At 39.8% G+C, this 16284-nt stretch carries 11 protein-coding genes and 1 pseudogene; 5 read left to right on the forward strand and 7 right to left on the reverse strand.

What is annotated here, in order from left to right:
• Positions 1–35: 35 nt before the first annotated feature.
• The 6 genes and pseudogenes from BXY_RS07260 to BXY_RS07285 all read right to left on the reverse strand — a co-directional run.
• A complete protein-coding gene (locus BXY_RS07260) occupies positions 36–1583 on the reverse strand; it encodes an alpha-isopropylmalate synthase regulatory domain-containing protein (protein ID WP_004315473.1) in 1548 nt (515 codons plus the stop codon).
• Positions 1565–2161 (reverse strand): 3-isopropylmalate dehydratase small subunit, encoded by a 597-nt coding sequence (leuD, locus tag BXY_RS07265; protein ID WP_004307192.1) that lies wholly within the window; start codon positions 2159–2161, stop codon positions 1565–1567. The genes BXY_RS07260 and leuD overlap by 19 nt, the downstream gene beginning before the upstream one ends.
• A 41-nt stretch (positions 2162–2202) precedes the next feature.
• Complete coding sequence (leuC, locus tag BXY_RS07270) at positions 2203–3597, reverse strand: 3-isopropylmalate dehydratase large subunit (protein ID WP_015531575.1); 1395 nt, start codon at positions 3595–3597, stop codon at positions 2203–2205.
• Between the two features lie 49 nt (positions 3598–3646).
• Positions 3647–5176 (reverse strand): 2-isopropylmalate synthase, encoded by a 1530-nt coding sequence (locus BXY_RS07275; RefSeq protein WP_015531576.1) that lies wholly within the window; start codon positions 5174–5176, stop codon positions 3647–3649.
• Positions 5177–5577: 401 nt separating this feature from the next.
• Positions 5578–5811, reverse strand: a complete 234-nt coding sequence (locus BXY_RS07280; RefSeq protein WP_004311794.1) for a hypothetical protein — start codon at positions 5809–5811, stop codon at positions 5578–5580.
• An 84-nt stretch (positions 5812–5895) separates the two neighbouring features.
• A pseudogene (locus BXY_RS07285) lies at positions 5896–6405 on the reverse strand (carboxypeptidase-like regulatory domain-containing protein); the annotation flags it as partial.
• A 377-nt stretch (positions 6406–6782) separates the two neighbouring features.
• Between BXY_RS07285 and BXY_RS07290 the strand changes: the two are divergent.
• The 5 genes from BXY_RS07290 to BXY_RS07310 all read left to right on the forward strand — a co-directional run bounded on the left by BXY_RS07290 (position 6783) and on the right by BXY_RS07310 (position 13593).
• The gene (locus tag BXY_RS07290) at positions 6783–8018 is read left to right on the forward strand and encodes a site-specific integrase (protein WP_004314041.1); all 1236 of its coding nucleotides are present in this window, start codon (positions 6783–6785) and stop codon (positions 8016–8018) included.
• A gap of 725 nt (positions 8019–8743) precedes the next feature.
• The gene (locus BXY_RS07295) at positions 8744–9697 is read left to right on the forward strand and encodes a tyrosine-type DNA invertase cluster 3b (protein WP_004314983.1); all 954 of its coding nucleotides are present in this window, start codon (positions 8744–8746) and stop codon (positions 9695–9697) included.
• Positions 9698–10243: 546 nt separating this feature from the next.
• Positions 10244–10861 carry a YjbH domain-containing protein gene (locus tag BXY_RS07300; protein WP_004314981.1) on the forward strand — a complete coding sequence of 206 codons (618 nt, stop codon included), beginning with the start codon at positions 10244–10246 and terminating at the stop codon, positions 10859–10861.
• Between the two features lie 6 nt (positions 10862–10867).
• Positions 10868–12085, forward strand: coding sequence for a hypothetical protein (locus BXY_RS07305; protein ID WP_008643976.1), 1218 nt, complete (start codon positions 10868–10870; stop codon positions 12083–12085).
• A 47-nt stretch (positions 12086–12132) separates the two neighbouring features.
• A complete protein-coding gene (locus BXY_RS07310) occupies positions 12133–13593 on the forward strand; it encodes a carboxypeptidase-like regulatory domain-containing protein (protein ID WP_004314979.1) in 1461 nt (486 codons plus the stop codon).
• Between the two features lie 424 nt (positions 13594–14017).
• Here the strand turns inward: BXY_RS07310 and BXY_RS07315 are convergent, their stop codons facing one another.
• A complete protein-coding gene (locus tag BXY_RS07315) occupies positions 14018–16234 on the reverse strand; it encodes a patatin-like phospholipase family protein (protein ID WP_015531580.1) in 2217 nt (738 codons plus the stop codon).
• Between the last annotated feature and the right edge of the window lie 50 nt (positions 16235–16284).

Consider the following 16284-nt stretch of genomic DNA (forward strand, 5'->3'; position numbering starts at 1 on the left):
TTCTTATAAAAAACATTCTTTGGGCAAGTTATCTCTCACTTGCTCTTCTCGTATTCATCTTCGATGAGGTTCAACATCTTCATAGTAGCTTTGATGGCAGCTTCCGTCTGATCGGCATCAAGTCCGCGGGTACGGAACACCTGCTCGTCATAACTCCATGTGATTACTGTCTGCACAAATGCATCCGTGCGCCCACCAGGAGGGATTGTCACCGCATAATTGGTCAGCATCGGGAATTTGCGTCCCAATGTCACCTTATATATCTTACGCAATGCACGAACAAAAGCATCATACTGGCCATCACCGCCTGAACTCTCTTCGTACTCTTTTCCGTTGATTTCTATCTTCAACGTAGCCATCGGTTTCAATCCATGAGCCAGATTCACAAAATAGCTCTTCAGTTTGACCTTCTCACCAATCGCTCCATGCTTCAACACATCAGAAACGATGTACGGCAAATCTTCCTGTGTCACCAATTCTTTCTTGTCGCCCAGTTCGATGATACGCTCCGTCACCTTGCGCATAGCATCTTCATCCAGCTCCAATCCGAGGTCTTCGAGATTTTTGCGGATATTGGCTTTGCCGCTTGTCTTGCCCAACGCATATTCACGTTTACGGCCAAAGCGTTCGGGAAGCAAATCATTACAGTAAAGATTATTTTTGTTATCTCCGTCGGCATGTACTCCTGCCACTTGCGTAAAGACATTCTCACCTACAATCGGTTTGTTGGCAGGTATCATAATGCCCGAATAAGACTCCACTACCCGGCTGACATCATTCAAACGGCTCTCGTCGATATTGGTCGCCGCATTGAAATGATCTTTCAGGATGGCTTGCACACTTGCGAGGGGAGCATTTCCAGCCCGTTCGCCCAGTCCGTTGATGGTGGTATGCAGTCCTTTGACACCGCTTAATACGGCTGCAAGAACGTTGCTCACTGCCAAATCATAGTCATTGTGCGCATGGAAATCGAGATGAGTATTCGGATAACGTTTCTTCATCTTCCGCATATACTCTATCACTTGCAAGGGATTCAAGATACCCAACGTGTCAGGCAACATATAACGCTTGACACTCGTCTCTTGCAATCCATCCATCAACTGGAATACATATTCGGGAGAATCCTTGATACCGTTACTCCAATCTTCCAGATAAACATTGACGGTTATATCCTGCTCGTCGGCATAATGCACCACATTAATGATATCTGCCAGATGTTCTTCCGGTGTCTTTTTCAGTTGTTGCGTACAATGCTTCAGTGAACCTTTGCAAAGAAGATTAATCACGCGACAACCAGTACGCTGAATCCAATCGACAGAAGTATGCCCGTCAACAAAGCCGAGCACTTCCACTTTATGGAGCAGATTACGACGGGCCGCCCAGTCGCAAATCATCTTCACGGCTTCAAACTCACCGTCCGACACACGCGCCGAAGCAACCTCCACCCGGTCTACCTTCAAATCTTCTAACAGCAAACGGGCGATCATTAGTTTCTCATGAGGCACGAAAGATACTCCGCTGGTTTGTTCACCATCACGGAGCGTTGTGTCCATGATTTCTATTTTCACGCCTTCTTTTCCCATTCTTCTATTTTATCTTTATTGCTTAACAAGAAATCGATATCGTCCAATCCGTTCATCAAACAAAGTTTCTTGTAAGCATTGATTTCAAAATGTTCACTTTTACCTGTCGCCTTGTTGGTGATGGTCTGTTCGGGAAGATTCACTTCCACTTCCATCTTCGGGTCTGCTTCTATCGAATCGAACAATTCTTGCAGAAACTCTTCGGTTACAACCACCGGAAGCACAAAGTTGTTCAACTCATTATTCTTATGAATATCGGCAAAAAAACTGGATACCACCACACGGAAACCATAGCCGGCAATTGCCCAGGCTGCGTGTTCACGGCTGGAACCCGAACCGAAGTTCTTACCTGCCACCAATATCTGTCCGCTGTAAGTAGGGTTGTTCAACACAAAATCCTTGTTCAGGGAACCATCTGCATTGTAACGCCAGTCACGGAAAAGGTTATCACCGAAGAATTTCTCTTCACGAGTGGTTGCTTTCAAGAAACGTGCCGGAATAATCTGGTCGGTATCTACGTTTTCTAAAGGAAGAGGTACACAAGTACTTGTGATTATATTAAATTTTGTCTTAGCCATCGCCTTATTTATGAATTATAAATTATGATTTATGATTGAAATTACATCAGTTCTCTCGGATCGGTAATCACACCTGTCACCGCAGCAGCAGCAGCCACCAGAGGACTAGCTAACAAGGTACGTGCACCAGGTCCCTGACGTCCTTCGAAGTTACGGTTGCTGGTAGATACCGAATATTTCCCGGCAGGAATCTTATCATCGTTCATCGCCAGACAAGCAGAGCATCCCGGCTGACGAATGGCAAATCCGGCTTCCGTCAAAATCTTGTCGATTCCTTCCTTACGGATCTGTGCGTCTACCATCCATGAACCCGGAACCAGCCATGCAATTACATTTTCCGCTTTCTTGCGGCCTTTCACGATGGAAGCAAATGCACGGAAATCTTCGATACGACCGTTTGTACAAGCTCCAAGGAATACATAATCAATCTTTTTGCCCAACAAAGATTCTCCCGGTTGGAATCCCATATAGTCCATTGATTTCTTGAATGAAACCTGTGCAGCTTCGCTCATTCCTTCCATCGTAGGAATGTGCTGTGTGATGCCCATACCCATACCCGGATTCGTTCCGTAAGTAATCATCGGCTCAATATCAGCAGCTTCAAAACGGACTTCCTTGTCGAATACGGCATCGTCATCACTCTTCAATGTCTTCCAATATGCCAAAGCCTTGTCCCATGCTTCGCCTTGCGGAGCACTTTCACGTCCCTTGATATATTCAAAAGTCACTTCGTCCGGAGCAACCATCCCACCACGTGCACCCATTTCGATAGAAAGGTTACAAAGGGTAAGACGTCCCTCCATTGTCAGATTGCGGATGGCCGAACCTGCATATTCTACGAAGTAACCGGTAGCACCGCTGGTAGTCATCTTGAACATCATATACAGAGCTACATCTTTTGCAGTCACCCCTTTGCCCAGTTCACCGTCTACGGTGATACGCATTGTTTTCGGTCTTGACTGAAGAATACATTGCGAAGCCAATACCATTTCCACTTCACTTGTTCCGATGCCGAAAGCGATTGCTCCCATCGCACCATGAGTAGAAGTGTGAGAGTCACCGCAGACAATCGTCATTCCCGGCAAAGTCAAACCACGTTCGGGACCTACCACATGGATAATTCCATTCTTCGGATGCATCATACCGTAGTGTGTCAAACCAAAATCCTTCGCATTCTTAGTCAATGTGTCGACCTGCGTTTTAGAAATCGGATCTTCAATCTCCTTATCCTGATCGTGTGTCGGTGTATTATGGTCGGGCATACAAAATACCTTTTCCGGACGCAACACTCCGATTCCACGTTCACGCAATCCGGCAAAAGCTTGCGGACTAGTCACTTCGTGACAATATAAGCGATCAATATAAAGCTGTGTAGGACCATCTTCCACAGTAGTCACCACGTGGGCATCCCATATCTTATCAAATAATGTATTCATCTGTTTATTTACTATTTTACTAATTACTATTTACTATTTTAGTCAATCTCTACAATGCCGATACGACTTTCAGTCTCTTTTTTATTGATTTGAATTTGTTAATACAGTCAATATAAGCTTCTACGGAAGCGGCAATAATATCTGTATTAGCTCCAAAACCATAATAAATCTGGTTATCGTATTCTACCTGCATGTGTACTTTACCTACATCATCACTTCCCTTGCTGATAGCCTGAATAGTAAACTCTTTCAAAGTCATGTGGCGTTCTACAATCTTCTTCAATGCCTTGATAGCTGCATCTACCGGACCGTTACCACTGGCACAAGCCTCAAACTTCTCACCGGCAATGTTCAATCCCAAACTAGCTACCGAACGAACGCCGACACCACTCGTCACCTGCAAATAATCCAGTTTGATGCGATGATTCTGGCTACGGTCTGCGCCTGCCAATACTAAAATATCGTCATCATTAATATCTTTTTTCTTATCAGCCAACTTCAAGAACTCATCATATACCTTATCCAGCTTTTCCTGCTCCAGGTCAACTCCCAAAATAGAAAGACGATTTTTCAATGCGGCACGTCCGCTACGGGCTGTCAATACGATAGAGTTATCATCAATACCCACATCATGCGGATCAATAATCTCATACGTCTGTACATTCTTCAATACACCGTCCTGATGGATACCTGAAGAATGTGCGAAAGCATTACGTCCAACGATCGCTTTATTCGGCTGTACCGGCATATTCATTAAGCTGGATACCATGCGGCTGGTCGGATAAATCTTCTGTGTATTGATATTGGTCTGAATATCTATTTCGTGGTGACTTTTGATAATCATGGCGATTTCTTCGAGGGCAGTATTTCCTGCACGTTCGCCGATACCGTTGATGGTCACTTCCACCTGACGTGCGCCGTTCAAAACACCGGCTATCGTATTGGCAGTAGCCATACCCAAGTCGTTGTGACAGTGAGTAGAAAGTATGGCATTATCGATGCCGTCTACATGGTCGATCAGGTATTTTATTTTAGCACCATATTCTGAAGGTAAGCAATAACCCGTTGTATCAGGAATATTCACTACGGTAGCTCCTGCTTTGATAACGGCTTCCACCACACGTGCCAGATATTCGTTATCCGTACGGCCTGCGTCTTCTGCATAAAACTCTACATCGTCCACAAAACGGCGGGCGTATTTCACGGCAGCTACCGCACGTTCGATAATCTCTTCACGATTCGAATTGAATTTATATTTAATGTGCGAATCAGAAGTACCGATACCGGTATGAATACGTTTATGTTTAGCAAATTTCAGTGCATCTACAGCAACATCAATATCTTTTTGAACTGCACGTGTTAAAGCACAGATAGTAGGCCAAGTCACCGCTTTTGAAATCTCAATCACTGAATTAAAATCTCCCGGGCTCGAAATGGGGAATCCGGCTTCAATCACGTCTACTCCCAACGCTTCCAATGCCTTTGCTACCTGAATCTTCTCTACTGTATTCAACTGGCATCCCGGAACCTGTTCACCATCTCTAAGAGTGGTATCAAAAATAAATAACCTATTGTCCATATTCAATGTATATTATATAATTATTAGCATTAAAAAAGCCTTTCACACTTGGAAGTGAGAAAGGCTTTCGTATATTTTCATTTATACACATTTACGCGCAGCACTCACTTCCACTAACCTTTGATAGTAGAATAATAATACCGCATAGTAGAATATGTATAAACATCTGGTTCATTTCTTGTCTCTTTTATAGTTTGACGGTGCAAAGGTATGGATTATTTCTTTACCACCAAATAATACGTTACTTTTTTATCGAAAAAAATATCATTTCATAAGTTAAAGCCGATTTTTACCAAAAATGTATCACGAATACAGGTCTATATTTCACTAAAAGAAAAGAGGGAGCAGAATGTTTTTCAGCATTCTCTCCCTCTTCTTCTTTATTGTTCTAAATCAATAGATTACTTCTTATCGCAACATTCTTTCTTTTCTGCGCAATCTGCTTTTTTGTCGCAAGCAGTAGCACAAGAATCTTTAGCCTGGCAGCAAGAATCAGATTCAACAACAGCTTCTACAGTTTCTACGGTTGTTTCTTCACCTTCAGAAGCAGCGTTAGTAGTTTTGTTACCAGCACAAGACATCATTGCAAAAGAAAATGTTACTGCTACAGCAGCCAAAAATAATTTAGTTTTCATACCTTTCAAATTTGCTTTAAACGTTTAATAAAATAATTGTCGGTCGCAAATATAACACTTTTTTTGCAAAGTACCAAACAACACATAACCGATATAGGATACTTCAAGTACATCACCTTTAGCTGCTTGTATTTTGAAATTTCCATCCATATCAGTGATAGTACCATTTGAAGTTCCTTTTACCAAAATACTAACTCCAATCAATGGTTCTCCTTTTGAATCAGTAACAGTACCACTTGCAGTAATTGGTGTTTTTTTCTGCTGCTCTTCTTTATTACTCTTCGCAGAAAGTACAATATGATTATCTACTATTGAAAAACTGACATTAACTCCTCTGAATAACTGATTCATTACATTATTCAAAGATTCTTTTGTTACCTTGATAGATATGACACGATTTATATCGACATCATTTGTGTTATAGACTACTGACATTGAAGTTTGTTTCTCAATTTCTTTCAAAGCAGTGTTCAAGGGTACTTTCGATAGATTAAGAGTGATCGTTCGTTCTTGCCCATAAGCTGAAGCAAAACACGAAACCAACAAAAGGAAGAATAACAAGTATGAAAACTTGTGTTTTATAATTTCTTTCATCTTATTCTTTTTAATTAGAAATAGTTTTTAGAGAATTTGTAATTAGAGGCGGTAAATGAGATTACCGTTTTCACACAAAGGTTTCATGTATCTCTGTTTCTCATAATTAATAAATTTAAAGGTTATACTTAAAATAAATTCCATAAGCGCTTATTCAATAGTAATACATTTTATGTTGTAACCTTACTAAACGAAGATAAGATTTTTTTCGAAAAAAATAGAATAGAAAGATTCCTAATTGAAAAATAAATACTCAAATATTTGATAAATAGAATCTTATGTACTTATTAAAATCAGGCTGATTTATTACATTTGCATACATTTTGCATACAATATATGTATGCTTTACCTATTGTATAGATATAAATATTCATTTTATGTTCAAATATTCAAAAGATGGAATTTCGGTTTTAACCATATTAGATACCAGAAGAGCAAAAAAGAGTGGACAGTTTCCTGTTAAAGTTCAAGTGGTATATAGAAGAAAGCAAAAATATTACTCAACTGGGAAGGAAGTGTCAAAAGAAGATTGGGCAAGGTTATTAAAAGTAAAAAGCCGGTTATTGGCAGAAATTCGATCAGATATAGAGAGTAGTTTTTCAACTATTAAGCAACAAGTTAACGAACTGATACAAAAAGGAGAATTTAGTATTGAAACATTAAGCGCCAGGTTAGGAAGGCAGATGAATGATATGACTTTGCGCAGTGCTTTTCGCTTAAAAATGAAAGAACTGGAAGCCAATGAACAAGCAAACACTTACTTAAATTATCAAAGTGCTTTAAAAAGTTTAGAAGATTTCGGAGGTTCCACTATACCTTTGGAAAACATTACAATTGATTGGCTTAAACGTTGTGAAAAATTTTGGATATCAGAAGGTAAAAGCTATTCAAGCATAAGTATTTATTTCCGAGCTTTAAAGTGTGTCTTAAATCGTGCTGTACATGATGGTATCATAAAAGAATCATCTTTTCCTTTTGGAAAGAATAAATATGAAATTCCTGAAGGGTGTGGACGTAAATTAGCACTTACTCTTTCTGAAATAAAAAAAGTAATGTCTTATCAATGTGAAACAAAAGATATAGAAGAATTTAGGGATCTCTGGGTGTTTTCTTATTTATGTAATGGCATTAATTTTATGGATTTATTATTTCTTCAGTATTCAAATATTATGGATGGAGAAATATGCTTTGTACGCTCTAAGACATCTCGAACTACCAAACATAACAAAGAGATACATGCAATCATTACTCCTGAAATGTGGAATATTATTCAAAAATGGGGTAATCCAAGATTAAGCCCGCAAACGTATATTTTTAAATATGCTAGAGGAACTGAAGATGCCTTTGAAAAGATTAGATTGGTACGGCGTATTATAACCAAATGTAACAGAAGACTTAAAAAAATAGCCCAAGACATTGGAATTTTTCAGTTGACGACTTACACGGCAAGGCATTCTTTTGCTACAGTATTAAAACGTGGAGGTGCAAAAACCTCATATATTTCTGAAAGCTTGGGACACTCTAACTTATCTGTAACCGAGCACTATTTAGCATACTTTGAAAAAGAGGAAAGAATAAGGAATGCTCAATTATTGACTAACTTTAATCTCTAGATTAATACATTTGCATGCAAATTGTATGTACAATGAAAAATGGACCAATAATTGATATAGGATAAAAGTGAGTATAATATTAAAAAACGCATATTCAGATTACCTATAATTTAGAATATGCATCTTGTTATCAGGAGTGTTTTGAAAACCGCAGGGATTTCCACTTTAGCCAAACATAATTCAAATAAAAAAGGATAATATTATTGCAAATTATTCTTTTTATCGCCCGCGTAGTGATAGAATAGTATCTAATATTGACAATATTAATCAAATGAAAAGATTCCGTTCTTTGTATTATCGGCACTAACTAGAAGAAAACAACTACTATAAAACAAGTTATTATTATTCTTTAAATGATTTGTTAGGTTCCATTTAAAGAATCAAAATGTTCCACACCGAGAAACGAAGTGATTCTCGGTGTGGAACATTCCTGAGAAAACGTCTTTTATCGAATATTCATACCGCATATATGAATAAAAACAATTTAATTACTGCATATTCATGTGCAATCTTACTAACTTTTTCTTTCATTCATTGATTTTGCTCAATTGTATTTAGCCTGATATCTTAAAAATAGAACATCTAATCTATTTATCTAACAAGAATTGGATCTAGAAAAAGTATATGAAACTGATTTTACTTTTCTTTTTTTATAATAGCTGCAATCATAAAGTAGCTTACTTTTGTTCTTTCTCTATATATTGTATAATCTAAAATAACTAGTGATGCAAAAAATGAATAAAAATGGATTTAGCCAATGTGCCGGAGCGTACATTGAGCGTTTGCGAAAAGAAGGGCGATATTCTACCGCTCATGTTTATAAGAATGCTCTTTTTTCTTTTAGTAAGTTTTGTGGAACAGGTAACATATCGTTCAGGCAAGTCACCCGGGAGTGTTTACGATGCTATGGACAGCATCTTTACGGGTCCGGATTAAAGCTCAATACGGTTTCTACTTATATGCGTATGTTGCGTAGTATCTATAATCGGGGAGTAGAAGCGGGAAGTGCCCCTTATGTTCCCCGGTTGTTTCATGATGTCTATACAGGCGTGGATATTCGGCAAAAGAAAGCATTGCCTGTGACCGAATTGCACAAACTACTGTATGAGGACCCGAAATCCGAACGTTTGCGTCGTACGCAGACGATTGCAGCTCTGATGTTTCAGTTCTGTGGAATGTCATTCGCGGATTTGGCGCATTTGGAGAAATCTGCTTTAGACCGGAATGTGCTTCAATATAACCGTATCAAGACTAAAACACCTATAAGCCTGGAAATTCTGGAAAGTGCAAAAGAGATGGTGAATCAGCTTCGAAGCAATAAACCCGCTCTTCCTGATTGTCCCGACTATTTATTCGATATTCTGCATGGTGATAAGAAGCGGAAAGATGAAAAAGCATATAAAGAATATCAGTCTGCTCTTCGTCGTTTTAATAATTCTTTGAAGGATTTGGCGAGAGTGTTGCGCCTGGACTCACCCGTCACTTCATATACCTTCCGACATTCTTGGGCCACTACTGCCAAGTATCGCGGAGTTCCGATTGAAATGATTAGTGAATCGCTGGGACACAAATCTATTAAAACCACACAAATATATCTGAAAGGCTTTGGATTAAGAGAACGCACAGAAGTGAATAGAAAGAATTTATCTTACGTTAAAAATTACAATGTAAGTAGGTGATAGATAGGCAAAGCTTTAATAATCAGTATTTAAATGTATCCGTTACTTCTTAGGTAACGGAATCAAATGTGACGCAAAGATAGACAAAAATATAAATAGCAAACAAATATTCTCCCATTTTTTTTCGTTTTATCTGATGCATACGGCAAAAAAAAATCTGAACATGAAATAATCATATCTTCATGCCCTCTGATTTATATGTCCTGTCTTAAAAAGAATTTCCCCCTTCGCTAAAGGCAAAAACTCTTCTACCACTGTAATTGTCGATGTTTTTCTCTGTTCTCATTCCGATTGGTCTTGATTGTGTGTTTTCCGTTACCTAAGAAGTAACGGAATTATATAAGGTAAAAATAGTGGATTAATCAAAAAAGTTTTGAGAATATCTCTATTTAAAAGTATAACATACAAATAAAGATGAAACAAACTAAAGCGGCTTTTAGGAATAAGCCATTTATTTCGTTAAAAGGTAGTATTCTATTTCTGATACTCATTCCGATGAGCGGTCTGGTTCACGCGCAATATTCCATGGGAACAACGGGGTAGTTGATGATACCTACCGCTGAAATGCAGGAGACCGGTACATTTATGGGAGGAGTCAATTTCTTACCCGAGCAAGTTACTCCATCGGTTTTCAGTTTTCCTACCATGAACTATTTTGTAGATATGACTCTTTTCTCTTTTATCGAATTCACTTACCGGATGACATTACTCAAAATGACAACCGGTACAGGCAGGACGGGTTATCATAATCAGGACCGTTCTAATACGATTCGTATTCGTCCGCTAAAAGAAAGTCGCTATTTCCCAGCTGTTGTGATTGGTGGAGATGATCTTTTGACAGAGAAGAAGACTCCATATTGGGGAGCTTATTATGGTGTGTTGACAAAGACTATCGGATTTCGTTCGGGAGACCAATTGGCTGTAACGGCCGGATGGTATATTCATCAAGGTGATTGTCGTGTATTTAATAAAGGACCTTTCGGAGGTGTCCGCTATACGCCTTCTTTTTGCAAAGAATTGAAGTTGATGGTGGAATATGATACGCGTGGATGGAATATGGGTGCTGCCATGCGCTTTTGGAAGCATTTGTCCGTCAATGTGTTTACTCGTGAATTTACATGTGTTTCCGCCGGTCTGCGGTATGAATGTACATTAATGCATTAAAAGAAGATGAAAAGGATTGTTAGTGCGACCGCTGTTTTTCTCTGTGGTATTTCTTTGTTACAGGCACAGCCAGTTCGTGTGAGCGAGACACTGAAAGAGTTGGATATGGAGAATATTTCAGTTGTGGAGAAAAGGGACACGATAACTGCGGCTTTTGAGACCTCTGCTTATAGAGGTATTTATAATGGAATCGGTATTGCCATACGCCATTTGGTTATTATACCGGAAATACCGACTTTGCAGCTACTTATATTAGATAATGCCTTACCACAATTATGCATAACCATCCCTGCAGAATTGATTCAAAAATATCAAGCCGGTGAATGTGCGTTGGATGAAGTGTATCGCAAGATGGGGATGACTACTTCTACCGAAACTGCTGTACGGCAGCTGAAAGGCGTAAAACGAAAAGAAAGTTCTTTCGGTAAGGTCGATTTGGTAGTATATCCCAACGTGATGTTAGTCAATAATGTAACTTATAAGTTGTATAAAGCGGCTCTCGAGTTGCAACCTGCCGTGGAAATGCAATTATGGAAAGGCGCCTCACTACGGATGCAGGTTTCTTTGCCTGTTGTAAGTAATGAAGATGGCAAGTGGAACTGCGTTCGCCTGGGATACATGACTTTTCGTCAGGATTTTCGCTTGGCTAATCATTGGAAAGGATACCTCACAGGCGGTAGTTTCTCGAATGACCGTCAAGGACTTGCAGCAGGCATCGGCTATTTTTCAGCAAATGGTCAGTGGACGGTAGAAGGTGGAGGAGGAATAACCGGCTCTGCTCATTTCTATGGTAGCGAATGGAAAATGAGTCAATGGAAAAGAGTCAATGGACAAATTAGTGTAGGATATTATATTCCGGAAGTGAACACCTTGGTGAAAGTAGAAGGAGATCGTTTTATTTATGGCGATTATGGGGTACGCGGAACTCTTTCACGCTACTTCGGCGAATATATTGTAGGTATATATGGTATGTATACAAATGGAGCAACGAATGCAGGATTCAACTTTTCTATTCCATTACCGGGAAAGAAACGCAAGCGACATCTGCTACGGGTAATGCTTCCCGAATATTTTGCTTTTCAGTATGATATGCGTAGCGGGAATGAATATGCCCATCGTTCGTTGGGCGAAAGTTATACTGTTGAACCTAAGTCGGCAGAGAATTCACATTTTTGGCAGCCGGATTATATTCGATATTATTTGATTAAAACGAGTGAGAAGTGAAACATGATTGATATTTTAACTAGTATTTTTAACAAAATTGAAACATTATGAAAAGTGTAAAATGGTTTTATGTGGGTGCCATGGCGATAGCCTTGGGTATGTTAACTTTTGCGACAGTAGCCTGTCACGATGATGATGACGATCCGAAACCGGCAGAAGGGGAAGTAATTGAAACTCCAAAACCGGTAGTGGAGTATTACATTATGGGTACGGTGACTTCTGGGGGAGAAGCAATGAATGGGGTAAAGGTAAAAGTGGGTAGTAAAAATTACACAACCGACTCGAATGGTAAGTTCTCTGTTACAGAAAGTGCTACAGGTACTTATAGTATTGAAGCGTCTTCTAATGGATATCTTTCACAGAAAACGTCAGTTGTCATTGCAGAGAATGCAGAGAATCGTAGTGTGGTAACGGTAGCTCTGGCTCTGACAAAGGAAAGTCGGAAAGAAACGGTGTCAGTAACTGCAGAAGAAGAAATTAAAGTAGAGGATAATAGTGAATCTAATACTACCATTGAAGATCCGGGAGAAGTTGCTCCGGAAGTAGTGGTAGAGGATAAACCACTCGTGAAAGTCGAATTGGCAATACCGGCAGGTGCAATTGATACAGAAGCTAGTGCAAGCCTTATTAGTGATGGGAATGTTGGCATTAGTGTAACAACCTTTGTTCCTGCTCCTGCAGAAGTGACTACTGAAGTGAAGGCTGAAGAAGTGAATCAAAATGTAGAAAAAAGCATACCTTTAGCTGCTGCTAAATTTGAACCGTCTGGTTTGAAATTTAAAAATGATGTTACGATTTCTATTCCTAATCCTATCCCTGGAATAACATTTGCTGATGCTGATATGATACTTACTTATCAGAATCCAGATACAGGAGAATGGGGAGATGCAAAAGATAATGATGGAAATGTAATTAAAAATGTATCTTCTACTACAGAAAATGGAGCTGTCACTGCATATACAGCCGATGTCGATCACTTCTCTGCTTATGCTATAGAGAATAAAGTATACAGCAAGATTAGTAATGAAACTGTGACAACTAATATTCTAGGACAAGCTAGTCGTGATAATAGCGAGAATGCTAAAGCGGTGACTGGCATTGAATTGAAATATAAGGAAAAGTCTGGTTGGGACTATGATAAGAATGATGCTGGTCTTGTTGCTGAAGTTAAATCGCAATTAGGAGCTGGTGCTAGTGCTGAAGATACAAAAACGGTGAATGCAATGGTTGCTTTCATGAAAACTCGTATGTTCTCATTAATGGGATCGGTATCTGGCATTACGGAAACTGAACGTGTTTATAACACTGTAAATGTAAACGGATACACCACTATGAGTTATACTTGCTATGCAAAGGCTCGTACTACCACATTGACGGCTAATGTAAAGTTTAATGGTCAAAACAAGACGGTTTCGATTACAGCAACTCGTTATACCGGAACGGATCATCAATATAAGACGGTTACTTATAATCCGACACATAGCGGCGGTAAGGGTGGTAGTATTTAAGATGTTTTATAGTAAGGGGCTTGGATTCGTTTGTAGCATTGAATCCCTGCCTTAGCCGATTAGGAAAAAGTACAGAGGTACATCTTTACCTAATCGGGGCCACGCATCAGATCTTATTTTGATGCATATTTCCCTGAATATCAACTGTCTGTGAAGATCGTTGATATGATTTTGATATTGTTTGTCTAGTTGATAGCAGTATAATTAAGTTTTGATTATTCAATTTAAGATAAAACCCTTTTGAATGTACTCCTTTTTTTTCAATAAACCCTTTTGGAGCATGTTCATATAGAGTATAGAAGGAGGAGGTCACTGTGAAGCGGTCTCCTCTTTTGCTCTTCGAAAATACTGTATTACTGCAAGTAGTATTGCTAAAATCTGTCTTTCTTGGAGTGTTATTATATTCTTTGTTGACTAGATTTGACTAGAAGTAATACCCTAAATTCACAAAACAACTTCCTTTGTCCGTCTGATTGGAATACCCCAACGATATTTCCAATGGTCCGAAGATGCTGTCCATTCCATAACCTGCACTAACACCGAATAATTGCTTGCCTTTCAATATATCGAAGAAATTACTATCCGTTAGCCCGTAATTACCCGTCAGCGTGAGATAATGAATGGCTCCCATGCGTTGTCTGAATTTAATAGACGCAATCATTATGGTGTTATCCATCAATTCCAGGTTGGTAACCCCGGCAAACGGCAATTGCTGTGGAATATAGAAACCGGGTACGTCACCGCCAATGGCATTTTGTAGTGGATAAGGAAAATCTCTTCCGATCAGGATACGTCCATAAATGGAAGGAATGACGGAGAAACGGCGGGTCACAGGGATGACACTTGCCCACGAAGCATTCAATGCTGAAAATGGAGCATGGTCGTTGTATTGTGCCATGTTATCCGTATAAAGCGAATAGGTAGCTCTGAAGTCACTTCCTTTAGAAGGGAAGCGTCCTTTATCATAAGTATTATATTGCACTTGGGCAAAATAACTTAGAAAGTGTTCGGATTCTACTTTCAGATCGGAGATTTCAGGTTTCTTGAACAGGAAATCTTTGTACTTGTAATATTCAAAACGCAGACCGAGTCCGAAGCGGAAATTCTTGTACCATACATCGGAGAAACCGAATTCTGCCAGATGATATTTATACGTTGTATTATAGGCGCGGTCACCTTCCTCGTAAATGTTGATATCGTTGTATTGGAACATATACGAGAAGTTGAAATTACGTTGCTGCATGGGTTCCAGCGTATAGTCTATGCGGGCAGCATATCGTTTACCCAATCGACCGGTAAGAGTCAGACGGGAAGGAATATGAGTTTTGAGGTCTGCCGTTGCATTCACCAACAAAGACGCGATTTCTTCCGAATCGAAACGGATGCCCAGATTGATTCTTCTTTCATATTTTTCCTGCAACAGGAAGTTGAGGTGATAACCTTCAGGAGTCTCTTTCAACGTATAGCTGGCACTGGAATAGGATTGGCTGCCACGTAATTGATACAAGGCCTGTTCTATTTGTAGAGTGGTAATGTCACTGTTTTCTTTCAGATTACATTTCTTCATCAGCCATTTTTTATCATCCACCTCTACACCGGAAAATGAGATGTCCGTCACATAAACTGTGCGTGCATTGGAAAGAGAAGAATAAGGGCCATGTTGCTTCGGAGTATAATCTTCGGTTATTCCTATCTTCTTTTTCAGGGCAAGCAACGAATTCCATTGTTCTTTAGCCGCTTCTTCGCCTCTTCGCATCAGAGTGTCGATGGCAGCCGGAGTAAAACTGGCAGATGAATATCCCTCCACATTGACACGGATATAAGTGTCTGTGAGGTCTACATTTTTTTCATGGTTAGACTGGCAGGTGATGTCTACAATCTGCCCCAGAATATCGGGGACGCTGTTGAGCTTGTCAGCCTTCTTCAAAGCATTCTGCACGTCTACTCCGATAATAATATCGGCTCCCATGGCTTTTACAACATCTGCCGGATAGTTGTTTACAATGCCGCCGTCCACTAATACCATGCTGTCTTGCCGTACCGGAGTGAATACACCCGGAATAGCCATGCTGGCACGCATAGCGGTTGAGAGTATTCCGTCATGGAATACAATTTGCTCTCCATTGACAACATTGGCTGCCACACAAGCAAAAGGAATGGGAAGTTTATTGAAGTCGATAGAGTCATGATACCCCACAGTGAGGTCTGAAAATAGGTTGGCCAGATTTTGCCCTTTCATGAGTCCTCCGGTAGCAGCATCTTTGGGAGTTTTGGTGAAAGGGATAGAGACTGTATATTTTTCAGACCGTTCACGATCAGTCAATGACATGGCACTTCGTTTGATACGGTCGCTCAACAGGAATGTCCAATCTTGTTTCCGTACCATGCTGTCCAATTGTTCCGTAGTATAACCGATGGCATACAGACCACCTACGATAGCTCCCATACTGGTACCGGCTATGTAGTCGATAGGGATTCCGGCTTCCTCAATTACTTTCAGTGCTTTGATGTGTGCCATTCCTTTGGCACCGCCGCCGCTTAGAACGACACCTACCTTTTTCCTTTGCTCTTGAGAATGCAAAGAAAAAGGCAATAAGATGCCAATTGATAAAACTAATGTTGAAAAGATTTGTTTTTTCATTAGGATGTGGTCTAGTGTTGATGTTTAATATAATACAAATGTAGAGCATA

Origin of the sequence: Bacteroides xylanisolvens XB1A (assembly GCF_000210075.1) — a bacterium.
In the GTDB taxonomy this organism is placed as follows: Bacteria; Bacteroidota; Bacteroidia; order Bacteroidales; family Bacteroidaceae; genus Bacteroides; species Bacteroides xylanisolvens.